Raw genomic sequence first — 24,825 nt, forward strand, 5'->3', positions numbered from 1 at the left:
CCGCCGATGAGCCGACGTTAGGCGAGGCATCCTCGGGCGGCACGTTCGTGACGGAGCCCCCCGTCACGTTGCGTCACGGGCGGTCGCACGGCGCCGTATTGCGTCACATGCTTGACCGCGGAGTGATCCGCGCGGTACTCCCGCCCGAGGCATCCCGCCCGCTATCGTGAGCGCATGCCGACCACCGCTGGTACCGGGATGCCGCTGCGGGACTACCGCGTGCATCGCTACGTCAACGCGTTCTGCCCGCGGTGCCACGAGGAGGATCCCGAACGGCCCCTCGCCGACGTCGCCCGGCTCTCCGGATGGCTCGCGATCCGCGACGACCGGGTGTGGCTCGAGCGCGGCTGCCCGACGCACGGTCTCGTGTCGACGATGTACGACGAGTCGCCCGAGATCCTGCAGTACCTCGAGCAGTGGACGGCGCCGACGAAGGTGCACACGCCCGACCTCGCCGGCAACTTCAAGCCCGTGCCCTCGGCCTACGAGGACGGCCTGCCCGAGATGCAGACGCAGCACACGTGCATCCTGCTCGAGGACCTCACCGACCACTGCAACCTCCGCTGCCCGACGTGCTTCGCCGAGTCGGGCCCTGCGGCGACCGCGGTGGCGCCGCTCGCCGAGGTGCTGGCCTCGGTCGACGCGAAGCTCGCGCGCGAGAACGACCGCATCGACGTGCTCATGCTCTCCGGTGGTGAGCCGACGCTCTACCCGTGGCTCGAGCAGCTGCTCGACCACCTCGTCGCGCGTCCGGTCGTGCGCATCCTGCTCAATTCGAACGGCCTGCGCATCGCGCAGGACGACGCCCTCGTCGAGACGCTCAAGAAGCACCGCGAGCGCGTCGAGGTGTACCTGCAGTTCGACGGCGAGAGCGCCCAGGCGTCGGCCTACCACCGCGGCGCCGACATCCGCCGCTTCAAGGACCGCGCGCTCGAGCGCCTCTCGGAGGCGGGCGTCTTCACGACCCTCACCATGACCGCGGCGCTCGGCGTCAACGACGGCGAGATCGGCGCGGTGATCCGGCGGGCGATGACGACGCCGTACGTGGGCGGCGTGACCATCCAGCCCGTGTTCGGCTCGGGCCGCTCGGCCGGCATCGACCCGAACGACCGGCTCACGCACACGGGCGTGCTCGCGCGGCTCGAGGCGCAGACCGACGGCGAGGTCACCTGGCGCGACCTCACGGCGCTGCCGTGCAGCCATCCGCACTGCTGCTCGGTCGGCTACCTGCTGAAAGACGACTCGGGCACCTGGAACTCGCTCACGAAGCTCGTCGGCCACGACCGCCTCAAGGAGTTCCTCGACCTGAACCCCGACCTCATCGCGAACCGCATCGCCGACAGCGACATCAACCAGGCCTTGAAAGACAGCGTCAAGCAGTCGCTGCTCGACCTGCTGAGCGAGCAGTCGTCGCTCTCGCACCCGTCGATCGGCTCGCTGTGGAAGGACATCTGCACGGGCTGCGACCTCGGCATCGGCACGCTCACGCAGCTCGCGACCTCGGCGCTGCCGGGGCAGCACAAGCGGTTGCGCCGGTTCCTCGGTGAGCGGGTCAAGCGCATCACGGTGAAGCCCTTCATGGACATCAACACGATGATCGAGGAGCGGCTCACGCAGTGCTGCGTGCACGTCGCGACGGTCAACGCCGAGACCTCGGCGCACCAGTGCGCGCCGTTCTGCGCGGTGCAGGCATGGGCGCCGCTCGGGCGCACCCGCATCTCGACGGCGACGGGTTCGGTCGCGGCATCCTCGTCGGACGGCGCGGCCGGCCGGCGGCAGCTGCCGGTGACGGTGGCGTAGGGGGATCGCATGGACGAGTCGGGGGGCCGCGGTCTCGAGGCGGGGGATGCCTCGGGCTTGAAACCGTTCGCCGGGCTGAACCGCTTCGACGAGACCGTCGGCGCGCCCCCGGCCCCGGCGCCGTACGATCCGCTGCGCCTCTGCGTCTTCACGACGATCGCGCTCATCACGTGCGTGTTCGGCCCGATCTCGCTCGCCGTGTTCGCGGGGATCGCGATCGCCGGGTACGCGAAGGCGCGCCGGGCGGGCCTCCTGAGGTCGAAGTGCAAGCTCGGCGACACCCGCAACGTGCTCGCGTACCTCGTCGTGCTCGAGGTGCTCGCGATCGTCGCCGTGCCGTTCTGGGTGATGCTCTGGGCGAATGCGCTCGCGGGGATCGGGGCCTGACCCGTGTATCCGACGTTGCCCGATCTCATCGGCTGGGGTCCGCCGATCGACACCCACTCGTTCTTCGTCGCGCTCGCCATGCTCGCGGCCGGTTTCGTGTTCGTCGTCGAGTCGCGCCGCCGCGGCCAGACCGACGCCCGGGTGGCGGCGCTCGTGCTCGGCGCGCTCGCCGGGGCGGCGATCTTCTCGCGCCTCGGCACGTGGGTGCGGCACCTCGATCCGTCGCAGAACCTCGACCTCATCACGCAGTTGACGCAGGGCAACGCGTCGGTGCTGAGCGCCCTCGTCGGCGCGTGGCTCGGCGTGCACATCGCCAAGCGGCTCGTGAAGTACCCGCTGCGCACGGGCGACCTGTTCGCGCCCGCGGTCGCGCTCGCGATGGCGATCGGCCGGTTCGGATGCCTCTTCACCGAGCTGCCCGGAACGCCGACGGAAGCCGGCTGGGGCATCGTGCTCGACGAGGCCGCCGCCGCCCGCGTCGGCGGGCCCGCCGGGGTGCCGCTGCACCCGAGCTTCGCGTACGAGATCGTCTTCCAGGCGGTCGCGTTCGTCGCCCTGTGGTTCTGGCTGCGCCACCGCCCGATCGCCGCCGGCGAGACGCTCACGATCTACATCGCGGCGTACGCGATCTTCCGCTTCCTCGTCGAGTTCGTCCGCGGCAACGAGGTCGCATGGATGGGGCTCACCCGTCCGCAGTTGTTCCTGCTGGTCACGATTCCCCTGCTGCTGGCGCGTCTCGCCTGGAAGGCGTCGCGCGGCCGGCTCACCGCGAACCGAGAGAGGATGGCCGTCCATGGCGCCGGATCCTGAAGAGCCCACGCCCGGGGAGCCCACGCCGGAGGAGCCCACGCCCGGGCCCGACGAGCCCACGCCCGGGCCCGAGGTGCCCGCGCCCGAGGAGCCCGCACGCGAGGCATCCGAGTCGGAGCAACCTCCCGCCGGCGCCGTGCCGCCCCCGCCACCTCCGCCGCCCCCACCGGCCGGCGCCGTGCCGCCGTACGGCCCGCCGCCCGGGAGCGCGCCGACGCCCCTGCCCTACGACCCGTCCGCTCCGCCGCAGGCCGCCGGCCTCTCCACGGGCGCCGGCATCGGCATCGGCGTCGGCATCGGCTGCGGTGCGCACGTGATCGCGTTCGTGCTGCTGCTCGTGACGCTCATGATGGGCGGCTTCTTCAGCTCGACGGTGATCGGCATGATCTGGCCGTTCGTGCTCGTCGCGCTCGCCGCGGTCGTGATGCTCTTCATCAAGAAGACCCGCGGCATCGCGATCGGCATGCTCATCGTCGCGGCGGCCGCGTGGATCGTCGTGCTCGGTCCCTGCCTCGGCATGACCCAGCTCTGACGAGCGCTCGCGGCATCAGACGGAGTGCGTCGCTGCGGCCTCGTAGCGATCGAGCACGATGTCGACGAGCTCGGGCGGCGTCGCCGAGTCGGGCACGAGCAGCGGCTCGGTGACGACGTGGGCGCCGGCGGCCTCGGCGAGGTCCTGGAAGTACCCGGGCGCGAGCAGGTAGCTCGCGACGACGATGCGCGCGCCCGAGGCATCCGCCCTCGCTCGTGCGACCGCCTCGGGCAGCAGCGGCTCGGCCGCCGAGAGGAACCCGAGCCGGATGTCGCGCCCCGTCGCCGTGGCGAGCCGATCGCGCATGTCGTGGCAGTCGCGCACGGCGCGCTCGTCGCTCGAGCCGGCGACCGAGAGCACGACGAGGTCGTCGTCGCGCACCCCGGCCTCATCGAGCCGGCGGGCGAGCACGGCCGCGAGGCGGTCGTCGGGCCCGAGCGCTCCCGCGAGCACGACCGTGCGGTCGGCAGTCGCCTCGACGGCCTCGGTCAGGTCGACGTGCACGTGGTACCCGGCCGACAGCAGCAGCGGCACCACGACGGCCGGCTCTCCCGGCGCGAGCGACGCGAGGGTCGCGGGCACGTCGGGCTGCTCGACGTCGACGTGTCCGAGCCGGGTCGATGGCGACGCATCCGGATGCCTCGTGCCGAGCGCCTCGGCGACCGCGTCGTGCAGGGCTCGAACCGCCCGTCGCCCTTCGGGCGACGAGGTGCCGTGCGAGATGCCGACCAGGGCGGGAGCGGGCGTCGTCATCGTGCCATGGTCGCAGACGGCGGGGAATCGGCGCTCGCCTGTTCCGTCGTGTGACCGCGTCGGGCCGATAGCGTTCTGGCATGGCGACCGCCCTGTTCTGTCCGGTGACCTTCAACCTCGCCGAGACGACCCGCATGATCCAGGTCGCACGCGCGCTCGACCCCGCGCACCGCGTCGTGTTCCTGGGGTACGAGACCGACTTCGCCGACCTCGTGCGCGAAGCGGGGTTCGACTACCGCGCGGGAACGCCCGCGTGGGGGCGCGCCGAACGCGACCAGGCGATCGCGTTCGACCAGGGGCGGACGTTCCGCAGCCCCTTCACCCGCGAGCTCGTCGAGGCGCGCGTCGCGCTCGAGCGCGAGCTGATCCGCGAGCTCGACGCGGCCGCGGTCGTCACCGGATCGAACCTCACGTCGTTCATCTCGGCGCGCGCCGAAGGCGTGCCGCTGTTCTACCCCGTGCCGTTCCCGCTCACGCGGCCGCAGGTCGCGCAGACGCGGCGCATGGGTTTCGTCACGGGGTCCGGATGGTTCTCACGGGCCGCCGATCGGGTGGCGACGTCGGTGTTCCGGTGGGTCTACAACTCGGCGCCGCTCGCGCCGAAGGCGTTCACGAGCGTCGCGACGGCGAACGGCGTGCCGCCGCTGCGCACGATGTCCGACCTGCTCACGGCCGACCGCAACCTCGTCACCGAGATGCCGTGGGAGATGGACGGGTTCGACCTACCCGAGGCCTTCGAGCTCGTGGGGCCGATCTTCGCCCACCTCGACGCCCCGCTGCCCGACCTCGTCGGCGAACTCGCGGCGGCGCCCGAGCCGCTCGTGTACCTCGGGCTCGGCTCCTCGGCCGACCGGAAGCTCGCGCTCGCGGCCGCCGGGGCGCTCGGTGCGCTGCCCGTGAACGTCATCGCGCCGATCGGCCACTACCTCGAACCCGGCGATCTCGATCGCCTGCCCGCGAACGTGCACGTGACCCCGCTGCTGCCGGCGCATCGGCTCGGCGGGCTCGTCGACGCCGCCGTGCTGCACGGCGGGCAGGGCACCGTGCAGACCGCGTGCGCGACGGGAGTGCCCTTCGTCGGCATGGGCCTGCAGCCCGAGCAGACCTGGCACGTGCGCAGTTGCGCGAGGCGGGGCAACGCGATCGCGGTGTCGCCGAAGCACGTCGGCCGCGCCGAGTTCACGGCCGCGGTGCGGCGAGTGCTCGACGACCCGGGGATCCGCACGGCGGCCGACGAGGTGCGGGTCGCCTACGAGGGTGCCGACGGCGCCGCCGCCTCGGCGCGGCTCATCGAGGCGGCGGTCGCGGTTCGCGGCTGAGCGCCGCGACCTACCCCTCGAGCACGAGCGCGAGCGACGTGTCTCCGCACGGCACGACGATCGCGCCGCCGGGAAGCTCGGTCGACGGGGATGCCGCGACAGAGGCATCCGCACCGCCTTCTCGTTCGCGGAGCGGCGCGAGCGCCTCCGCGAGGCCGTCGAGGCGGAGCAGCGCCCCCGTCGCGCGACGCGCGTCGGTCGAGGTCACGATGCGGCCCGAGGCGTTCACGAGCGTGCACGGATGTCCCGACTCGCGCAGCACGGGCAGCAGCTCGCGTTCGAGGCTCGCGACGTAGAGGTCGGTGCCGACGAGGCCGACCATCGCGCCGTCGACCTCGACCGGCATCGTGATCGTCACGGTGTAGTCGTCGGTGCAGAGGTAGTCGACGTACGGGCCGGTCAGGTGCCTCGCGCCGGTGCGCGCGGGCACGCGCCACCACTCGAGGCCCGTGTAGTCGCGGAACTGCTCGGAGTCGGGGTCGCTCACGGCGTCGAGCCGGCGCAGGCCCGCGCCCGACCCGAACGTGTTCGCCCCGCTCAGCCACCATTCGAGGTGCCAGGGCGCGTCGACGAGGTAGCCCGGGGCCGCGACGAAGCCGGCGCCGGTGATGAGGCTTCCGGCGCGTTCGAGCGGCTCGCCGACGAGCTCGGCGACGACGGGATCGAAGGCGGCGGCACTCGGTTCGGGCAGCCCGGCGAGGATCGCCTCGAGCCGCGCCCGCCAGTCGTCGATCATCGCGAAGACGGGGTCGATGGTCGAGGCGATGCGCTCCGCGATGCGGAGGGCGGAGACGTCGACGGTGACGGCCATGGCCTCGGTCCTTTCTGTGGGGGATGTGGTCCGGTGGTCTCGATACGCTTCGCTAGATCTCGATCCGGCGCTCGACCGACCGGTGATCGACGGGGGATGCCTCGAGTCGGGCCTTCTCGTCGATGAGCCACTCGACGGCGGTGGCGATGTGGTCGGTCGTCGCCCGGCGGGCACCGGCGGCGTCGACGGCGCGGATCGCCTCGATCACCTCGAGACGGGCCTGCCTGCTGCGGTCACGATACGCCTGTTCGCGCATGCACAGCCAGAGCAACGGGCCGGCCTCGGCCTGCAGCCGAAGCTCCTCGTGCACGAGCCGGGGCGACTGGCTGACGGCGGCGATCTCGAGCTGGAACCGGCCGATCGCGCGGCGCGCCCCGCCTGCGTTCGTGAGATCGGCGCGCGCGTCGATGTCGGCGAGGCTCGTGAGGTCGTCGTCGCTCGCCCGGTCGGCGGCGACCTCGGCCGCCATGCCGGCGATCGCGGCGTAGTGCAGCGAGAGGTCGCGCAGCTCGATGCGGCTGAGGGCGCGGACGCGCGCGTCGAGCATGCGCGCGGCGGCGTCGCGGTCGTGGGTGACGAAGCTGCCGCCGTCGCGGCCGCGGCGGGTGAGCACGAGGCCCTTGTCGCGGAGCGAGAGGAGCGCCTCGCGAGCGGTGACGACGGCGACGCCGAGCCGTTTCGCGAGCTCGGACTCGCTCGGCAGTCGTTCGCCGTCGCGCAGCACGCCGGCGACGATCGCGTCGGTGAGGCGCTGCTCGACGAGTTCAGCGCGCCCGGCGCCGTCGAGCGGTGAGAAGACGACCGCGTGCGTGGCGTCGGCGCGGCCGGTGGCCTGGGGCATTCACCCTCCCGTGCTCGCCGTCGTGCAGATCTGTGACACGACCGTAACACGGGGGACTGGACATTTACATCTGGAGTCATATGATTTGAAACCGACGAACATCTGGTTCCAGATGTTTGATCGCAGCGCAAGCATCGAAGGAGATGTGATGACTGAAGCACAGCCGGCGATCCGGCTCTCCGGGCTCACGAAGGAGTTCGGCGCCGTCACGGCGGTCGACCACGTTGACCTCGAGATCGCGGCCGGCGAGTTCTTCTCGATGCTCGGCCCGTCGGGATCGGGCAAGACCACCGTGCTGCGGCTCATCGCCGGATTCGAGCAGCCCACCGGGGGCACGATCGAGCTCTTCGGCGAGGAGGTCACGAAGCGGGCGTCGTTCGACCGCGACGTGAACACGGTCTTCCAGGACTACGCGCTGTTCCCGCACATGAGCGTGCTCGACAACGTGGCCTACGGGCTGCGGGTGCGCGGCCTCGGCAAGAAGGAGCGGAACGAGCGGGCCCGTCGGGCACTCGCGAGCGTGCGGCTCGACCAGCTGGCCGACCGCAAGCCCTCGCAGCTCTCGGGAGGACAGCGCCAGCGCGTCGCCCTCGCCCGCGCGACCGTCGTCGAGCCGAAGGTGCTGCTGCTCGACGAGCCGCTCGGCGCCCTCGACCTCAAGCTCCGCGAGCAGATGCAGGTCGAGCTCAAGCAGATCCAGCGCGAACTCGGCATCACGTTCATCTTCGTCACGCACGACCAGGAGGAGGCGCTCACCCTCTCCGACCGCATCGCCGTCTTCAACGCCGGCCGCATCGAGCAGCTCGGCACCCCCGCCGAGCTCTACGAACGGCCGGTCTCGCGGTTCGTCGCCGACTTCGTCGGCACCTCGAACCTCTTCGGCCCCGAGCACTCGCTCGCGCTGCTCGAGCGCGAGGGCCACCACTCGCTCCGGCCCGAGAAGATGACCGTCTCGACCGACGGCCAGGCGGGGGAGGGCGTGCGCAACGCGGCCGGCACCGTCGTCGAGGCGATCTACCTCGGCAGCGGCGTGCGGCTCGTCGTCGACCTCGACGCGGGCCCGCGCGTGAGCGTGCTCGAGCAGAACGTGCGCGGCCGCATGCACGACGACGAGCACGGCGACCGGGTCGTCGTCTCATGGCACGACGACGACGTCGTCGCAGTGGACGGCACGGCCGTCGGCCCGCAGAACCCCACCCCGACCGCCGCGGTCGGGTCGGTCATGCCGGGGATCTCCGGCTGAGGCATCCACCTTCGAAAACCACCAAGAGAAACAGGAGAGAACCATGATGCGGATGCGGAACGCGCGACGAGGCGCGACCGTCGGACTCGCCCTCGCCTCGGTCGCGCTGCTGACCGCCTGCGGCACGTCGGGCGGCGGAGGCGGCGACGACAACGAGGCGGCGACCGAGCTCGGGGAGACCGAGGGCCAGGTCTCGATCCTCGCGTGGCCCGGCTACGTCGAGGACGGGTCGAACGACCCCGCGATCGACTGGGTCACCCCTTTCGAGGAGGAGACCGGCTGCATGGTCACCACGAAGACGTTCGGCACCTCCGACGAGGCGCTCAACCTCATGAAGACGGGCGAGTACGACGTCGTCTCGGCCTCGGGCGACGCCTCGCTGCGACTCGTCGCCGGCGGCGACGTGGCCCCGGTCAACACCGACCTCCTCGAGAACTACGACGGCATCTACGACTTCCTGAAGGACCAGGCGTGGAACACCGTCGACGGCGTCAACTACGGCGTGCCCCACGGCTACGGTGCCAACCTGCTCATGTACAGCACCGACGTGTTCACCGAGGAGCCCACCTCGTGGGACGTCGTGTTCGACGAGTCCGACCCGTACGCGGGCAAGGTGACCGCGTACGACTCCCCGATCTACATCGCCGACGCCGCGATGTACCTCATGGAGCACCAGCCCGACCTCGGCATCGAGAACCCGTACGCCCTCGACGAGGAGCAGCTCGCGGCGGCCGTCGACCTGCTGAAGCAGCAGCGGGAGAACGTCGGCGAGTACTGGAGCGACTACCTCAAGGAGATCCAGGCGTTCCAGACGGGCGACACCGTCGTCGGCACGAGCTGGCAGGTCATCCAGAACGTGCTCGAGGCGGAGGGCGGCAAGACCGCGGTCACGCTGCCCGAAGAGGGGGCGACGGGATGGTCGGACACCTGGATGATCTCGTCGCAGGCGAAGAACCCGAACTGCGCGTACGCGTGGCTCGACTACATCGCGAGCCCCGAGGCGAACGCCGCGGCCACCTCGTACTTCGGGGAGGCACCCTCGAGCGACGCCGCGTGCGAGTACCGCGAGGACTGCGAGGCGTACCACGCCGGCGACGCCGAGTACGCGTCGCAGATCTGGTACTGGACGACGCCCATCGAGGAGTGCCTCGACGGCCGCACCGACGTGCAGTGCACCGACTATGCCGCGTGGACCTCGGCCTGGCAGGAGATCAAGGGCTGATGACGGCCACCCGTGCGGTGCCCGCCCCGCGTCGCAGTGCGGCGCGGGCGGGCTCCGCCTTCCTCAGTGCGCACCCCCGGGCGAGGCTCGCGCTGCTGCTCGGCGCTCCGCTGTTCTGGCTCGGCGTGGTCTACATCGTCGCGCTCGTGCTGCTGCTCGTCACCGCCTTCTGGTCGGTCGACAGCTTCACCGGCGAGATCACCACCGAGTTCACGTTCGACAACATCATCGAGGTGCTCACCGGCTCGCTGTACCAGACGGTGACGCTCCGCACGATCGGCGTCGCGCTCGCCGTGACCGTGATCGACGTCGCGCTCGCGCTGCCGATCGCGTTCTTCATGGCCAAGGTCGCGAGCCCGCGCATGCAGCGGGTGCTCCTCATCATGGTGCTCACGCCGCTCTGGGCGTCGTACCTCGTCAAGGCCTACGCCTGGCGGTCGGTGCTCTCGCAGGACGGCATCCTCGAATGGCTCGTCTCGCCGTTCGGAGGCAGCACGCCCGGGTACGGGCTGCCCGCGACGATCATCACGCTGAGCTACCTCTGGCTGCCGTACGTGATCCTGCCCATCTACGCCGGGCTCGAGCGCGTGCCGGACTCGCTGCTCGAGGCATCCGGCGACCTCGGCGGCAAGACGTGGTCGACCCTGCGGCTCGTCGTGCTCCCGCTCGCCCTGCCCGCCATCATCGCCGGCACGATCTTCAGCTTCTCGCTCTCGCTCGGCGACTACATCACCGTCAACATCGTCGGCGGCACGAGCCAGATGCTCGGAAACCTCGTCTACACGAACGTGGGCGCCGCCAACAACCTGCCCCTCGCCGCCGCGATCGCGCTCATCCCGATCGTGATCATCTTCGGCTATCTCTTCCTCGTGCGCCGCACCGGCGCGCTCGACAACCTCTAGGGGTCCCATGCGTCTCTCACGCCTGTCTCGCACGGTGCTCGGCGTCGTCACCGGGCTGATCCTGGTCGTCGTCTACGTGCCGCTGTTCGTCGTGCTCGTGAACTCGTTCTCGACCTCGACGTCGCTCACCTGGCCGCCGCCCGGGTTCACGCTCGAGTGGTGGGGCAAGGCGTTCCAGAGCGCCGGCGCGCTCGACGCGGTGGGCACGAGCGTCGGCATCGCGCTCATCGCGACGGCGATCTCGCTCGTGCTCGGCACGCTCATCTCCCTCGCGCTGCAGCGCTTCTCGTTCTTCGGGCGCGACGCGATCAGCCTGCTCGTGATCCTGCCGATCGCGCTGCCCGGCATCATCACCGGTATCGCGCTCAACAACTTCTTCCGCACGATCATGGGCGTGCCCCTCTCGATCTGGACGGTGGTCATCGCGCACGCGACGTTCTGCATCGTGACCGTGTTCAACAACGTGATCGCCCGCCTGCGCCGTCTCGGCACCAACCTCGAGGAGGCGTCGGCCGACCTCGGCGCCGGCATCTGGACGACGTTCCGGCTCGTGACCTTCCCGCAGCTGCGGTCGGCGCTCCTCGCAGGGGGCCTGCTCGCGTTCGCGCTGAGTTTCGACGAGATCATCGTGACGACGTTCACGGCGGGCTCGGGCGTCACGACGCTGCCGATCTTCATCCTCAACAACATGTTCCGGCCCAACCAGGCGCCGATCGTCTCGGTCATCGCGGTCGTGCTGGTGCTCGTGTCGATCATCCCGATCTACATCGCGCAACGGCTCTCCGGCACCGAGGAGCGGCGGCGCTGAGGCATCCGCGCCCCTCACCGATTCAGGAAGAAGGACGCTGCTCAGGACGTTTCGGGGGAACGCGTCCTGAGCAGCGTCCTGTTTCCTGAAACGCGGTGGATGCCTCGGCGCCGGCGCGACGGTCGTCGACGCGGCACGGATGCCTCGGAGTCGACGACGCCGACCCCCGAGGCAACCGCCTGCCTAGAAGCTCGTGACGAGGTCGCCCAGCACGTCGGTGACCTTGGTCGGGTCGGTGGCGTCGTAGAAGTGCGCGCCCGTCGCGGTCGAGATCTCCTGCAGGGTCTTGATATCGGCGTCGGCACCGTAGGCGAGCGTGAAGACGAGCACGGGGGACTCGTGGTGCAGATGCTCGAGGGTCTCGAGCATCTGCTTCTTCGTCGTCGACGGCCCGAGCGTCTCGTTCTTGCCGTCGCTGAGCAGCACGATCGCGTTGATGCGGTCGGGGTCCCAGGCCTCGCCCTGCTGCTTCGCGAACTTGTCGACGGCGGCGTAGAGGGGCGTGAACTCGATCGGCTTGAGCGCGCCGAGCGCGTCGAGGAACTTGGCTCGCTCGGTGCGGGCATCGGCGACGGGGCTCACGAGGCCCGGCGTGATCGGGCCGTCGTCGACGGCGCTGAACGCGGCGAGGCCGATGTTGTCGCCCGCGGTGAAGTGGCCGAGCGACTTCTCGATCGCCTCCTTCGCCGCCGCGAGCTTCGTCTCGCCGGTGGCGATCTTCTCGCCCATCGAGCCGGAGACGTCGAGGAGGAACAGCACCTCGGCGCGCTTGCGGACGTCCGGGAACGCGCTGTCGATCGCGGCGATGACCTCGCGGCTGGGGAAGGCGAGGGAACCCGAGGGCGTCTCGGCCAGTCGCCCGACCTCGCTGACGACGGGGTCGAGCTCGCCGTTGAGGTCGTGGTACCCGGCGGCCCGCACGATCTGCTGGCCCTCCTTGGTGCCCGCGAACCGCAGCAGGTCGGCCGCGGCGGCCGCCTCGGCGTCGTCGACCCACGGACCGGTGAGCACGGTGAACGGGTTGTCGGCCACGTAGTACCCGTCGCTCGGGTAGATCGGCACGAGCTGCTCCTCGGGCGGCGTCGACTCGATGCGGGTCACGCCGTCGCGGCTCGTGATGCCGCGGTTGTAGTCCCAGACGGACTTCTCGTCGACGATGACCGCCGAGAGGAAGTCGGCGACCGATCCCTTCTCCTCCGACTGGCGGGCATGCCAGAGGAAGTGCTCGGGCGTCGCCATGTAGTGGCTCGTGGCGAGTTCGTCTTCGCGCACGCCGTCGACGACCTCGGGTTCGTGGATCTGGTTGACGGTGAGCTCGGGGACGGAGCCGGCCTCGCTGCCGAACTCGGCGAGCATGGCCGCCTGGCCCGAGCTCGCGATGAGCGGACTCGTCTTGCCGAGCTTGAAGGTGCCCCACTCGGGATGGCTCAGCCAGCTCCACGTGGCGTCGTCGCGCGCCGCGTTGAACACGTCGCTCCACGTCGGGCGGGTCTCGCTCCAGCCGATCGCCTCGGCCATCTGCTCGGGCATGGCGAGCACGATCGCCGACGATCCCACGCTCGTCCCCTCGTCGGGCACGTTCGCCGCGCCGCCCGCGTCCTGCGCGACCGAGAGCCACGAGCTCGCGTCGGGCAGCCACACGGTGGGTCGTTCGTCGGCGGGCAGGTCGGGGAAGCCGGCGGCCGCATCGGTCGCCGAGATGCCCGACTTGTCCTTCGTGGCGACGGCGGTCACGCACGCCCCGTCGACGCTGCGCGGCTGGGCGTTGTAGCCCTCCACGAGGCGCGAGACCATCTCGGCATTCTCGAACGACGACAGCACCGAGAGCTCGATGCACGGTTCGGCGCCGGGCTCGGCGGCGGGTTCGTCCGCGGGGAAGACGATGGGCTCGGCGGGCGTCTCGGACACGGCGGCCGGTGGACCCGACGGGGAGCCCTGGGCGAGCACGATCGCGGTCGCGACGCCGCCGCCGACGAGCAGCAGCACGAGGGCGCCGCCCGCGATCGCCCACACCCGGCGCTGCCGGCGCCTGCGCTGCTGCCGCTCGGAGCGATCGCGGCGGGGCGTGCCCTCGGCGCTCATGCCCGCCGTCCGAGCGGGCGGCGGAGTTCGGCGCGCAGGGTCGCCGAAGCGCCGCGGGGCGTCGGATTCGGGGCGGGAGTGACGAATGCGTCGGGCATCATACGTCCTGGGGCTGGGTCGGGGGATTCAGGCGATAGTATCCTGCGCGCGCCTGTGAACCAATGGGATGACGCGACACGGCGCGCGCCGGGGGTCGCGGTGCTCGACGGACGACCCTCGTCAGGCCGTCGAATTGAGCATGCCGATGAGCACGGCCGTCCACCACGCGACCTGCGAGACGACGGCGCTGGTGATGAAGGCGGCGCGGACTCGTGGGCTCAGCGAGCGGAACCGGGTGCGCGCCGGAAGGCGGGTGAGCTCGAAGGTCCAGCGGGTGAGCGCGACGCCGTTGAGGCTCAGCACGAGCACGGCGACGAGCTTGACCTGCGTCATCGGGCTCTGCAGGTTCGGTTCGAGCAGGGCGCCGCTCGTGAGCAGGCCGGCGAGGCCGACCCAGACGGGCAGCACGAGGGTGCGGTCGGCCTGGCGCAGCTCGCGCACGTCGCTCCACTCCGTCATCCAGAGCAGGCCGTGCCAGTCGATCATGAGGACCGCGCCGAAGCCGACGATGAGCGAGGCGAGGTGCACGAAGAGCACCGCCGTGTGCAGTTCGGCGGGCAGGGCGATGACCGTGCTCAGGAAGATGCTGAGCGCCCACGCGACGACCACCGCGGTGTAGGCGAGGGCGCGCCGGTTGCGCCGGCGGCGCTGCTTCTCGCGGAGCGTCATCCGCACGGGGATGACCACCGGTTGCTCAGACATGGCGCTCGCTCTCGCCCTCGGGTTCGGGCGGGGATCAGAATACCGCCCCGCCCGGCCCGGTTCGATGCTCAGCTCGCCGGTGCGTGCGGCTCGTCGAGGTGCACGTGCACGTGGACGTGGCGATCGGCCGAGTGCGCGCGGTCGTGGCCGTGGCGGTGCCGGTCGTGCCCGTGGCGGTGCCGGTCGTGGTGGGCGTGATGCTCGTGACCGTGGTGGCCGTGGCGGTGACCCTTGCCGGAGCCGCGCCCGCGCCGCGCTTCGGGGCGACGGCGAGGCATCCGCTCGCCGTCGTGCCAGCCGAGCTCGCGGGCGATGGCCTCGAGCGTCTCGAGGGTCGTCTGGAAGTCGGCGGGCGCGACCGCGGCCGCGACGCGCGAGCGCAGGTCGACGACCCGCTCGCGGAGGGCGGCGTACGAGGCTTCGCCCTCCTCGGTGAGCCGAGGCGTGGGCTCGTCGGTCACCCAGCCGCGGTCGACGAGCGGCGCGAGGCGCTCGGGGTGAGCCTCGAGCTTCGCGCGAAGGCGCTCGTCGTCGACGGTGCCCGCGATCACGTTGAGGCGCCGCCAGTCTCGACGGCTGATGCCCTCCTCGGCGAAGAGCTCGCGCATGGCGTCGTCGAGCCGGCGGTCGACGACGCGCAGCCAGTAGCCGATCGGGCGGGTGCCCGCGGGCTCGTGGCCGGACGACGGAGTCGGGGTGGAGTGGTTCTCGGAGTTCATGGTGTTCCTTTCCGGACGCGTTGGTGCGTCGAGGCCGGTAGCCGGAGGCCGCCGGCCGGGGCGAGGTCGTCGCGCCGCGGGAACGGTGCGTGCACGACCTCGATCGATTGCATGTCGCATGACATGTATATGTACAATGACATACATGAATGCGGCTCGTCAAGATCCTCCCGGCGAACGCCCAGGCGGCGGTCGGGGCGAGGCGGCGCCGAGCCGGGCCGATGACGCGGTGGCGTCGATCGAGGCCGCCCTCGTCGCGATCCGGCGCGACCAGGGCCGGCGCCGCCTGCAGCGCCGGGGCGAGCACGGCGATCCGCACCACGGGCGCGGCTCGCACGTCGGCGACCACGGCCACCACCACGAGCCGGATGGCTCGGGGCCGGTGCCTCACCATGGTCGGGGCGGCCCGGGGCTCGCCCATGCGGCGCGATTCCGGTTGCTCGACGCACTCGAGGCCGCGCCGCAGCCGCCCTCGATCGGCGAGCTCGCCGAGGCGATCGGGGTCGACCAGCCGCGCGCAAGCCGGCTCGTGCAGGCGGCGGTCGAGGCGGGCCACGCCCGTCGAGAGATCGACCCGTCGGACGCCCGCCGCAGCGCGATCGTGCTGACCGCCGCCGGGCGACGCGTGCTCGCGGGCGCCCGCGACACCCGGCGCGGCGCGGTCGAGTCCGCGCTCGCCGGGTTCACGCCCGAGGAGGCGTCGGAGTTCGCACGACTGCTGTCGCGATTCGTCGCGGCGTGGCCGCGCGAGCGCTGAGCCGGTCGCCGCGTCGCCGCGTCGCCGGGTCGCCGATTCACGGTCGGGAGCACGGAGAAGCGGGGACCGACGCGAACCCGAATCGCGGCGGCCCCCGCACGATCGGACCCATCCGACCGTCGGCCGGGGTTACCCGACCCTGACCTGAACCCGATGCCCGACGCATCCGGTTCTACGGGTTAAGGAGTCGCGGATCCGCCCGCCATTACGCGAGCCGGCCGGAACGTCGGCTTCGCACGTTCTGTGGGATGGCACCTCACCGGCACCTCGGTAGCTTGCTCGGTACCTCGGGGCGGGAGGTCGTCGCGGGGTGCGGTCCTGCCCTACCCGAGACGGATGCCGAGGTACCCGAGATGTCGAAGCCGCCTCCATCGAGCGGCCTGGCCGGCCATACACCCACCGGGCCCGACGAGCGCGCGGAGCCCAACGAGTCGACCGACCCCGCCGAGCCGACCGATCGCGAGCTGCTGCAGCGCACCCGGCTCGGCGACGACGAGGCGTTCGCGCTGCTCTGGCGGCGGCATCACGGGCCGGTCCACCGATGGGCGCGCACGATGACGATGCGGTTCGAGGCGGACGAACTCGTCTCCGAGGCGTTCGTCCGCCTGCTCCAGGCGATCAGGAACGGCCGCGGGCCCGACGCGGCCGTGCGCCCGTACCTGCGCGCCGTCGTGCGGAACCTCTCCATGGAGTGGGCGCGTCGCAGCGTGCCCGTCGCCGTGATGGACGGGCACGACGACCTCCTCGTCGCCGACGATCCGTTCCTGGCGGTCGACGAGGCCGTCGACTGCTCGGCGGCGGTGCGTGCGTTCCGCTCGCTGCCGGCCAGCTGGCAGCGGGTGCTCTGGCTCGGCCAGGTCGAGGGGCTCGGCCCGGGCGAGATCGCGACGGCGCTCGGCATGAACTCGAACGCCGTCTCCGCGCTCCGCTTCCGCGCCGTGCACGGGTTCCGTCGGGCCTACTCGGCGATCGACACGCCGACGGACCGCGTCGCGTAGCCCGTCCCCCGAATGGGGGAGGATGCGTTCGGGGGAGTTTCGCGATCGTTCGGGGGGAGATTCGCGATGGTTCGGGGATGTTTCGGGGTGCGGCGGACTCGGTTCGCCGCTGCGGCGGCCGTGGCGGCGACCGCGGTCGTGCTGTCTATCCTGTCGCCGGAGGGGGCGGGCCACGCGACGGCGGGCTCCGAGGACGCACCGCAGGGCGGTCCGATTCGCGCGATCGACGTCGCGTACGCGCCCGGCGACCCGCAGGATCACGCCGCGGAGGCCGGGGCGCTGCCGGCCGAGCTCGCGACCGCGATCGAGCGCGACCTCGGGATCTCGCCGGCCGAGTACCTCGCCGCCGGCGAGGCCGCAGTCGAGGCCGCCGATCTCGTCGACACGGTCGAGGCCGCCGGCATCGAGGTGCTCGGTTCGCGGCTCGACGGCCTCGAGGCGGTCGTCAACGTCGCCGATGCCGCCTCGGCGGAGGCCGTCGCCGCGACGGGTGCCCGGGCGGAGATCGGCGAGCCCCAGCCGTACCGGCAGGACTCCGGGACCCCGCTCGAGTTCAAGGACGACGTGCGGGGCGGCGCCCCCTACACGTTCTCGAGCTCGGGCCGGATCCGGCGATGCTCGCTCGGATTCTCGGGATACGAGGTGTCCGACGGCAGCCGTCGGAGCCTGACGGCCGGTCACTGCCTCGGCGACGCGTCCGCCATGCGCCGCACGGTCACGGCCTCCTCACCCGGCCGCTTCGACTGGGGTTCTGGCGTCGACCTCGGGCTGCCCGTGCCGGGGTCGTACCGGCTCGGCGGCGGCTACGACCACGGCCTCATCGAGGCCAGGAGCGGCAGGAACACGGTGCCCGAGGTCCTCACCTGGGGCGGCGGCAGCGGTGCGCCGCTCGCGAGCGCACCGGTGAAGGTGCGGGATGCCGCGCGCGCCGTCGTCGGAGCGCCGCTCTGCCGATCGGGGTCGTCGAGCGGCTGGCGATGCGGCGAGATCGTCGCCGTCGACACGCCCGTCTCGGTCGACGGCAAGATCGTCAACACCATCGCCGCGGAGGTCTGCCTCACGAGGGGCGACAGCGGCGGAGCGGCGCTGTCGGGGACGACCGCGGTCGGCATCAGCTCCGCGAGCGACGCGGACGACGTCTGCGAGTCGAACGACGTGTCGTTCTTCTCGGTGCTGTACTCGGACGACGAGCCGAGTGCCCGCAGCCTCTACGGCGGCGGTTGGGAACCGGCGGTCGCCGTCGAGCGACCGGTCGTGACCGCGCCCGACGGCGCCGCCTACCGGGGCGGGGTCATCTCGGGCACCCTCCGGTACGGATCGGTTCGGCACCGCGTCGTCGTCGTCATCGACGGCACGATCACGCGCACGGCCAAGGTGTCGTCGAACGGCTCGTGGTCGGTCGACATCTCCGACCTCGCGGCGGGCCGGCACACGTACTCCGCGCGGGCCTGGTGGGGGAAGCACTCGCGATCGAGCGCGGTCACCGGCGAATGGGACGCGATCACCGCCGATCGCATCGCCGGCGCCGACCGCTACGCGACCGCGGTGGCGATCTCCAAGCAGGGCTTCCCCCGCACCGCGCCCGTCGTCTTCGTCGCGTCGGGCGAGAACTACCCCGACGCCCTCAGCGCCGGGCCGGTCGCGGCTGTCCAGGGCGGGCCGCTCCTGCTCACTCCGCGCGCCTCGGTTCCGTCATCGGTGCGCGCCGAGCTCGACCGGCTGAACCCGCAGCGGATCGTGGTCGTCGGCGGCACCGGTGCCGTCTCGGGCTCGGTCGAGCGCGTCCTCCGCACGTACGCGCCGAAGGTCCAGCGCCTCGGGGGCACCGATCGCTACGGGACCTCGCGTCTCGTCGCCGACTTCGGGTTCGACCATGCCCCGGCGGTCTTCGTCGCGACCGGCCGGAACTTCCCCGACGCGCTCTCAGCGGGCGCGGCGGGGGCCTCGATGAACGCGCCCGTGGTCCTCGTCGACGGCGCCGGCCGCTCGCTCGACACCGCGACGAGGGCACTGCTCGCCGAGCTGGACCCCGACCGGGTGCTCATCGCGGGCGGGGAGGGCGTCGTGTCGCGCGGCATCGCCGATGGCGCCGAGCGCATCGGCGCCGTCGAACGCCTCGCCGGGCAGACCCGTTACGGCACGTCGCTCGCGATCAACGACTACGCGTTCGGTTCGGCAGACCGCGCGTTCCTCGCGCTGGGCACGAACTTCCCCGACGCGCTCGCCGGCGGCGTGCTCGCGGGTCGCAGCGACGCGCCGATGTACATCTCGATGTCGACGTGCGTGCCCCGCGAGATCGTCGATCACGTGCTCGACCTGGACGTCGCGCGGGTGACGCTCTACGGCGGTACGGGCGCCCTGTCGAGCGCGGTCGGCAGGCTTCGCGGTTGCTGATGGCGTGCCGTCGATGCCGACTGCGCGGAGCGAGCAGGTCCGGTGCTATTCGCCGCCGCTGCCGATGCCTGCGCGCGCCGGCGCGTTCGCCTTTACGGGGATGAGCAGTGCGAGCCCGAGCGCGATCACAAGCACGATGCCGAGGATGCCGAAGTACGGCGCCCCGCCGATTGTGACGAACAGCGCGAACGCCGTCGGTGCGAGGAAGCTCACCGCGCGGCCGGTCGTGGCGTAGAGGCCGAACACCTCGCCCTCGCGGCCCGCGGGGATTAGGCGCGCGAGGAACGTGCGGCTCGCCGACTGTGCCGGGCCGACGAAGAGGCAGAGGGCGAGCCCCGCCGTCCAGAACACGATCTGCCCGCCGTCGTGCAGCATGAAGATGAGCAGGCCGCTCACGACGAGTCCGATGAGGGCGGTCATGATCACGGGCTTCGCGCCCAGGCGATCGTCGAGTGCGCCAACGGCGATGGTCGAGACGCCGGCGACGACGTTCGCCGCGATGGCGAAGATGATCACCTCGCCGGCCGAGAAGCCGAACACCGAGGCGGCGAGTACGCCGCCGAAGGTGAAGACGCCTGCCAGTCCGTCGCGGAATACGGCGCTGGCGAGCAGGAACCATACGGTGTTGCGCTGCTCCGTCCAGAGCCGCTTGATGTCGCGACCGAGCCGCGCGTACGAGGCGAAGAATCCGACCTTCTCGCGTTCGACGGCGGCCGGACTCCGGTACTCGGGCACCGCGAGCAGCACCGGGAGCGCGAACAGCCCGAACCACAGGGCCGAGACGACCATGGTCACGCGCACGTCGAGGCCGTCGTCGCCGGTGACCCCGAACAGGCCGACCTCGGGCTGGATGAAGCCGAAGTAGACGATGAGCAGCAGCACGATGCCACCGACATAGCCCATGCCCCAGCCGAAGCCCGACACTTTGCCGATCGAGCGCGGCGTCGACACCTGCACGAGCATCGCGTTGTAGTTGACCCCGGCGAACTCGAAGAACACGTTGCCCGCGGCGACGAGGAAGAGACCGAGCATGAGGTACTCGGGCGCCGGCATGACGAAGAACATCGCGAGCGTAATCGCCACGACGATGTAGGTGTTGATCGCTAGCCAGAACTTGCGTCGCCCGCTCGTATCGGAGCGCTGGCCGGTGATGGGTGCGAGCACCGCGATGAGGAGGCCGGCGATCGCGAGCGCCCAGCCGAGCTGCGCCTCGACGGTGCCGCTCGTGCCGAAGGCTTCGCTCGTGAGGTACACGGTGAACACGAACGTGGTCACGACGGCGTTGAACGCGGCCGAACCCCAGTCCCACAGGCCCCACGCGAGGATGCGTCCCTTGCGGGCCCCCGCGTCGGTGACCGCATCGACCTGGCTCGTCGAGACGCCGATGGTGGCGGCCGCGCCGTCGGGCGGCGTCAGGGGCGACGGCGGGAAGTTGCGCGGCGCGGCGGGGGCGTCGTGATTCGGGTCGGTCATGTGGGCAGTCTCCCGGCGTCCGGTGAACGGGTGGTGTCGGCGCGCACCGGTCGGGCCGATCCGCGTCGATCGAGTGCACTGTATCGCCTCAGAACGCGACCATGCCGACGAGTTCGCCGAACAACTCCTCCGGATCGCACTCGAGGCGCTGCCTCGTGAACCAGGAGCACACGTTGACGCAGTCGCGGTGCAGCAGGTCGAAGCCCTGCGGGTTGGCGATGAGGTCGACGACCTGCGGCAGGTCGATGACGACCACCCGACCGTCCTGCACGAGCAGGTTGTAGGGCGAGAGGTCGCCGTGCGCGAGCCCGCCGGCGGCGAGCACGTGCATGAAGTCGACGATCTGGTGGAACAGCTCGCGCAGCTCGTCGGGCGTCGCGCGCACCTGGGCGAGCCGGGGTGCGGCGACGCCGCCCTCGTCGCCGATGAACTCCATGAGCACCTCGGTGCCGGCGACCTGAACGGGGTAGGGCACCGAGGCGCCGAGCTCGGTGAGGCGCGACAGCGCCTCGAACTCGGCGTACGCCCACTGCACCTTCGCGACCTCGCGGCCGAAGGTCGTGCCCTTCGCGACGGCGCGGGCGTCGCGGCTGCGGCGGGTGCCGCGGCCCTCGGTGTAGATCTGCGACCGGTGGAAGTCGCTGTGCTCGGCGCCGCGGTAGCGCTTGGCCGCGAGGAGCACGGCGTTGCCGGCGATCGCGGGGTCGGCGCCGGGAACGGCGCGTTCGATGAGGAACAGGTCGGCCTCCTTGCCGCTCTTGACGACCCCGAGTTCGGTGTCGATCGCCGCGGCGGAGGTCACGAGCCAGTCGGGTCGCGGCTCGGGGCCTCGCTCCGACGGGGTGGTGGCCGGCCAGGTCGACCAGCGCTGGTCCTCGCCGGGTTCGACCTCCTGGAAGGCGAGGTCGCCCGCGTCGAAGCGCGGGGTCGCGGCGGGGCGCGGGGTCGTGGCCGGGCGCGCCGAGAAGGGGCGCGCCGTGAGGGGCTGGGAATTCGCGCGCGAGTTCACGATGGAACGCACGACGGTGGTCTCGTCGAGTGACGACGTCAGATGCAAGGTGGTTTCTCCGAAGAACGCGGAGGCCACCGCCGCGGGTCAGCGACTGAGGGCGGCCTCGCAGGATGAAGGGATCTCGAGGGGCATGGTGAAGACAGCCATGGTCATCTCTCCTCTCCTTCACCCGGATGCTCCGGGGCCGGCGCCCGTGGTGAACGCAGCTTCGGCAGTCTAGGGCGTTCGCGGGGCCGCGTCCAGAGTCCGGCCCGAATCGGGGCCGACGGGCGGGGCCGGCCGCGAAGGGCCGTGCGCGGATCAGGCGGCGAACCGCACCTTCGCGCCCTCGAACCAGCGGTGCACGGTCGGTGCGGCGGGTGCGTCGAGCAGCTCAGTGAGCAGGCATGCCGCGGCGACGCCGTATCCCGCCGGGTCGAGGTCGATCACCGTGATCGCCGGGTCGGCCAGCTCTGCCGGCGAGGCCGCGAAGGAGACGAGGTCGAGTGCATCGGCGGCGCGGTCGTCGCGGTCGACGGAGAGCAGTCGCAGGATCGCCGCATGCCCCTGCGCGCTGCACACCACGGCGTCGGCGGCATGGCGTCGCCAGGCCAGGTCGAGTGCGTCGGCGAGGGCCTCGGGGGCGAGCTCGGCACCGACCTCGACGACGGCGCCGTCGAGGCTGTTCCGGCGGTTCCATTCGGTGAACGCGGCGGTGGTCTCGGCCGCCCAGGCGGAGTCGAGGGCCTCGTCGACCGCGAGCAGCACAGGTCGGCGTCGGCCGCGCTCGGCGAGGTGGTCGAGGATCGTGCCCTGCAGCTCGGCGTGGCGGGCCTCGAGGACGGCGGTGATCGCGTCGGCGTCGTGACCGCGGTACCGCCCGACCGAGACGACGGGGAGCCCGGCGCCGACGAGCGCCGCGACGACCGGTTCGTCAGGCCCGGGGTCGACGACGACCGCGCCGTCGACCTGGAACGAGCGCGACGGGTTGAGGTCGCTCGTGAAGAGCGTGAGGTCGCAGTGGGCGAGGTCGGCGCCGCGGGCGGCGCCGAAGGCGAGCTCCATGTAGAACGGCAGCTCGCGGGCGATCGCCGGCACGTGCAACCCGTAGGCGCCGAGCCGACCCGATCGCAGGCTCTTGGCCGCGCGGTTCGAGACGTAGCCGAGTCGGGCCGCCGTCTCGTGCACGAGGGCGCCGGTCTCGGCCGAGTAGCGGCCGGTGCCGCTGAGCACGTTCGCGACCGCTGATTTCGAGATGCCGAGCTCGCGGGCGATGTCGACGATCGTCGCTTTCGGCTGGGACATGCCCACATCCTAGGCCGCAGGGGTCTTGACACGGTCGGGGTTCGAGCTCATGATGGTCGCAATGCTGGAACGTTCCAGCATCGCCGTCCACCGGACGCGAACCCCCACCGAGCGCACCTCACCACAGGAGCCCCACATGCACACCCACCCCCGACACCGCGTCGCCGTCGCAGCTGCCGGCGTCGCCGTGCTCGCCGCACTCACCGCCTGCACGGCGTCGGCCGAACCGTCGAAGACAACGCCGCCTGCCGGCGAGCTCACGACGACGACCCCGGCCGCGACGAGCGAGGTCGACCGAGTCGTCTGGAACGTCTTCGCGGGCGAGCCGTACACGATCGACCCGTATCGCTCGGCGAACTATTCGCCCAACATGATCAACTCGAACCTGTGCGAGAGCCTCTTCGTGCAGACGCCCGACTTCGAGATCGAGCCGAACCTGGCGACCGGATTCGAGAACCCCGACCCGCTGACCTGGGTCTACCAGCTGCGCGACGACGTGACCTTCTGGGACGGCACGCCCATGACGGCCGAAGACGTCGCGTTCAGCCTCGACAAGAACCGCACCGACCCGACGAGCTTCCGGCACTCGCTCTACGCCAACGTCGCATCGGTCACTGCGACGGGCGAGCACGAGGTCACGATCAAGCTCACCCAGCCCGACTACCTCATCAACGACGAGCTCGCGAGCTTCGCCGGCGTCGTCGTGCAGAAGCAGTTCACCGAGGAGCACGGCGACCAGGTCGGCACCGCCGACGTCGGGCTCATGTGCACCGGTCCGTTCGTGTTCGACAAGTGGACCCAGGGCACGTCGATCACCGTCAGCCGCAACGACGACTACTGGAACGACGAGCTCCAACCGAAGGCGAAGGAGATCGAATTCACCTTCGTGACCGACGAAGCAGCGATCACCGCGGGCCTGCTCGCGGGCCAGATCGACGGCGCCTACGGCGTGCCCACGTCGGGCCTCGCCCAGCTGCAGAACACATCGGTGGGCAGCTACTACCAGGGCCCTGCCCCCATGGAGACGACCCTCGTCATCGCGAACGCCGAGGGCGCCCTCGCCGACCTGGACGTGCGCAGGGCGCTGCAGATGGCGATCGACTGGAAGGGCATCGGCGAGCAGGTCTACGGCGGCGCAGGCACCCCGAGCGCCCTGCAGACGCCGCCCGCCGCCTACGGCTACGCGGCCGACGCGCTCACGGAGCTCGCCGAAACGGTGAAGACCGACGGCACCCCGCGCATCGATGAGGCGAAGCGGCTCCTCGACGACGTGCCGGCCGACGTGCTCGCCGACGAGATCAGCCTCGTCGTGCCCCAGCAGGCGCAGACCCAGCAGCTCGGCGTCGCGATCGAGTCGGCGGCCGACGCGATCGGCCTGAACTTCCGCCTAGAGGTCGTGCCGGCCGTGAGCTACGGCAACTACCTGTACGACCCCGCGACCCGGGGCGACACCGACCTGCTCTACACGCAGTTCTGGCCCGGCATCCCCGACCCGCTCGACTGGCTTTCGTACACGGCCGTCTCAGGAGCGACCTTCAACCAGTCGAACTACAGCGGCGTCGACGAGCTCTTCGCCGAGGCGCGCGGCACCGCCGACGAGGCCCGTCGCATCGAGCTCATCGTGCAGATGGAACAGCAGCTGCACGATGACATGGGCCCGATGTTCCCCGGAATCGAGGTGCGCAACGACGTATTCATGAATGAGCGCATCACCGGCGCACCCGCATCGTTCGATTACGTCTGGTACCCCTGGGCCGCCTGGCTCGGCGGCACCGAATGAACCCGGCGGGGCGGCTGGCGGGCCGCCCCGTCGCTCATCCGCAACCGTCCCCTCTCGGTGCGCCCCTCCGGCGTGCCGGCACCGCGAAGGAGCTGAA

At 71.4% G+C, this 24,825-nt stretch carries 22 protein-coding genes; 13 read left to right on the forward strand and 9 right to left on the reverse strand.

The window, feature by feature from the left end; genetic code table 11:
• The first annotated feature begins 174 nt into the window (after positions 1-174).
• From AC3RJ7_RS16235 to AC3RJ7_RS16250, 4 genes are read left to right on the forward strand one after another with little or no spacing between them, the layout of a single operon-like run.
• Positions 175-1,800 carry a radical SAM protein gene (locus AC3RJ7_RS16235; RefSeq protein WP_491456875.1) on the forward strand — a complete coding sequence of 542 codons (1,626 nt, stop codon included), beginning with the start codon at positions 175-177 and terminating at the stop codon, positions 1,798-1,800.
• A gap of 9 nt (positions 1,801-1,809) precedes the next feature.
• The gene (locus tag AC3RJ7_RS16240; RefSeq protein ID WP_491456876.1) at positions 1,810-2,187 is read left to right on the forward strand and encodes a hypothetical protein; all 378 of its coding nucleotides are present in this window, start codon (positions 1,810-1,812) and stop codon (positions 2,185-2,187) included.
• A gap of 15 nt (positions 2,188-2,202) precedes the next feature.
• Positions 2,203-2,997, forward strand: a complete 795-nt coding sequence (locus AC3RJ7_RS16245) for a prolipoprotein diacylglyceryl transferase (RefSeq protein ID WP_491456877.1) — start codon at positions 2,203-2,205, stop codon at positions 2,995-2,997.
• The gene (locus AC3RJ7_RS16250) at positions 2,981-3,529 is read left to right on the forward strand and encodes a hypothetical protein (protein WP_491456878.1); all 549 of its coding nucleotides are present in this window, start codon (positions 2,981-2,983) and stop codon (positions 3,527-3,529) included. Before AC3RJ7_RS16245 ends, AC3RJ7_RS16250 begins: the two co-directional genes overlap by 17 nt.
• A gap of 15 nt (positions 3,530-3,544) precedes the next feature.
• On the opposite strand, the gene AC3RJ7_RS16255 is transcribed toward AC3RJ7_RS16250, so the two are convergent.
• Positions 3,545-4,282 (reverse strand): sirohydrochlorin chelatase, encoded by a 738-nt coding sequence (locus AC3RJ7_RS16255; protein ID WP_491456879.1) that lies wholly within the window; start codon positions 4,280-4,282, stop codon positions 3,545-3,547.
• A gap of 80 nt (positions 4,283-4,362) precedes the next feature.
• Here AC3RJ7_RS16255 and AC3RJ7_RS16260 point away from each other — a divergent pair, with 80 nt between their 5' ends.
• Positions 4,363-5,601 carry a glycosyltransferase gene (locus AC3RJ7_RS16260; RefSeq protein ID WP_491456880.1) on the forward strand — a complete coding sequence of 413 codons (1,239 nt, stop codon included), beginning with the start codon at positions 4,363-4,365 and terminating at the stop codon, positions 5,599-5,601.
• Positions 5,602-5,611: 10 nt separating this feature from the next.
• Here AC3RJ7_RS16260 and AC3RJ7_RS16265 read toward each other — a convergent pair whose 3' ends face one another.
• Both AC3RJ7_RS16265 and AC3RJ7_RS16270 read right to left on the reverse strand, forming a co-directional pair.
• Positions 5,612-6,412 (reverse strand): cache domain-containing protein, encoded by an 801-nt coding sequence (locus AC3RJ7_RS16265; RefSeq protein ID WP_491456881.1) that lies wholly within the window; start codon positions 6,410-6,412, stop codon positions 5,612-5,614.
• 52 nt (positions 6,413-6,464) lie between these two features.
• Positions 6,465-7,253 carry a FadR/GntR family transcriptional regulator gene (locus AC3RJ7_RS16270; RefSeq protein WP_491456882.1) on the reverse strand — a complete coding sequence of 263 codons (789 nt, stop codon included), beginning with the start codon at positions 7,251-7,253 and terminating at the stop codon, positions 6,465-6,467.
• Positions 7,254-7,401: 148 nt separating this feature from the next.
• On the opposite strand from AC3RJ7_RS16270, the gene AC3RJ7_RS16275 reads away from it, so the two are divergent.
• From AC3RJ7_RS16275 to AC3RJ7_RS16290, 4 genes are read left to right on the forward strand one after another with little or no spacing between them, the layout of a single operon-like run.
• Complete coding sequence (locus tag AC3RJ7_RS16275; protein WP_491456883.1) at positions 7,402-8,496, forward strand: ABC transporter ATP-binding protein; 1,095 nt, start codon at positions 7,402-7,404, stop codon at positions 8,494-8,496.
• 43 nt (positions 8,497-8,539) lie between these two features.
• Positions 8,540-9,718 carry an ABC transporter substrate-binding protein gene (locus tag AC3RJ7_RS16280; RefSeq protein ID WP_491456884.1) on the forward strand — a complete coding sequence of 393 codons (1,179 nt, stop codon included), beginning with the start codon at positions 8,540-8,542 and terminating at the stop codon, positions 9,716-9,718.
• A complete protein-coding gene (locus AC3RJ7_RS16285) occupies positions 9,718-10,620 on the forward strand; it encodes an ABC transporter permease (RefSeq protein WP_491456885.1) in 903 nt (300 codons plus the stop codon). The genes AC3RJ7_RS16280 and AC3RJ7_RS16285 overlap by 1 nt, the downstream gene beginning before the upstream one ends.
• A 7-nt stretch (positions 10,621-10,627) precedes the next feature.
• Positions 10,628-11,428 (forward strand): ABC transporter permease, encoded by an 801-nt coding sequence (locus AC3RJ7_RS16290; protein ID WP_491456886.1) that lies wholly within the window; start codon positions 10,628-10,630, stop codon positions 11,426-11,428.
• Between the two features lie 183 nt (positions 11,429-11,611).
• Here AC3RJ7_RS16290 and AC3RJ7_RS16295 read toward each other — a convergent pair whose 3' ends face one another.
• The 3 genes from AC3RJ7_RS16295 to AC3RJ7_RS16305 form a co-directional block, all read right to left on the reverse strand.
• Positions 11,612-13,510 carry a vWA domain-containing protein gene (locus tag AC3RJ7_RS16295; RefSeq protein ID WP_491456887.1) on the reverse strand — a complete coding sequence of 633 codons (1,899 nt, stop codon included), beginning with the start codon at positions 13,508-13,510 and terminating at the stop codon, positions 11,612-11,614.
• A 219-nt stretch (positions 13,511-13,729) separates the two neighbouring features.
• On the reverse strand, positions 13,730-14,311 hold the full coding sequence (locus AC3RJ7_RS16300) for a hypothetical protein (protein WP_491456888.1): 582 nt from the start codon (positions 14,309-14,311) through the stop codon (positions 13,730-13,732).
• A gap of 68 nt (positions 14,312-14,379) precedes the next feature.
• On the reverse strand, positions 14,380-15,030 hold the full coding sequence (locus AC3RJ7_RS16305) for a MarR family winged helix-turn-helix transcriptional regulator (protein ID WP_491456889.1): 651 nt from the start codon (positions 15,028-15,030) through the stop codon (positions 14,380-14,382).
• Between the two features lie 145 nt (positions 15,031-15,175).
• Here AC3RJ7_RS16305 and AC3RJ7_RS16310 point away from each other — a divergent pair, with 145 nt between their 5' ends.
• The 3 genes from AC3RJ7_RS16310 (at position 15,176) to AC3RJ7_RS16320 (ending at position 19,179) form a co-directional block, all read left to right on the forward strand.
• Positions 15,176-15,787, forward strand: a complete 612-nt coding sequence (locus AC3RJ7_RS16310) for a MarR family winged helix-turn-helix transcriptional regulator (protein ID WP_491456890.1) — start codon at positions 15,176-15,178, stop codon at positions 15,785-15,787.
• A 353-nt stretch (positions 15,788-16,140) separates the two neighbouring features.
• A complete protein-coding gene (locus AC3RJ7_RS16315; protein WP_491456891.1) occupies positions 16,141-16,785 on the forward strand; it encodes an RNA polymerase sigma factor in 645 nt (214 codons plus the stop codon).
• A gap of 87 nt (positions 16,786-16,872) precedes the next feature.
• Positions 16,873-19,179 carry a cell wall-binding repeat-containing protein gene (locus tag AC3RJ7_RS16320; protein ID WP_491456892.1) on the forward strand — a complete coding sequence of 769 codons (2,307 nt, stop codon included), beginning with the start codon at positions 16,873-16,875 and terminating at the stop codon, positions 19,177-19,179.
• Between the two features lie 45 nt (positions 19,180-19,224).
• Here the strand turns inward: AC3RJ7_RS16320 and AC3RJ7_RS16325 are convergent, their stop codons facing one another.
• The 3 genes from AC3RJ7_RS16325 to AC3RJ7_RS16335 all read right to left on the reverse strand — a co-directional run bounded on the left by AC3RJ7_RS16325 (position 19,225) and on the right by AC3RJ7_RS16335 (position 22,948).
• Positions 19,225-20,652, reverse strand: coding sequence for an MFS transporter (locus AC3RJ7_RS16325; protein WP_491456893.1), 1,428 nt, complete (start codon positions 20,650-20,652; stop codon positions 19,225-19,227).
• Positions 20,653-20,740: 88 nt separating this feature from the next.
• Positions 20,741-21,673: a serine protein kinase RIO gene (locus AC3RJ7_RS16330; protein ID WP_491456894.1), complete on the reverse strand. Its 933-nt coding sequence runs from the start codon at positions 21,671-21,673 to the stop codon at positions 20,741-20,743.
• A gap of 291 nt (positions 21,674-21,964) precedes the next feature.
• The gene (locus AC3RJ7_RS16335; RefSeq protein ID WP_491456895.1) at positions 21,965-22,948 is read right to left on the reverse strand and encodes a LacI family DNA-binding transcriptional regulator; all 984 of its coding nucleotides are present in this window, start codon (positions 22,946-22,948) and stop codon (positions 21,965-21,967) included.
• 136 nt (positions 22,949-23,084) lie between these two features.
• On the opposite strand from AC3RJ7_RS16335, the gene AC3RJ7_RS16340 reads away from it, so the two are divergent.
• The gene (locus tag AC3RJ7_RS16340) at positions 23,085-24,728 is read left to right on the forward strand and encodes an ABC transporter substrate-binding protein (RefSeq protein ID WP_491456896.1); all 1,644 of its coding nucleotides are present in this window, start codon (positions 23,085-23,087) and stop codon (positions 24,726-24,728) included.
• Positions 24,729-24,825: the final 97 nt, after the last annotated feature.

The organism is Agromyces solani (assembly GCF_058349925.1).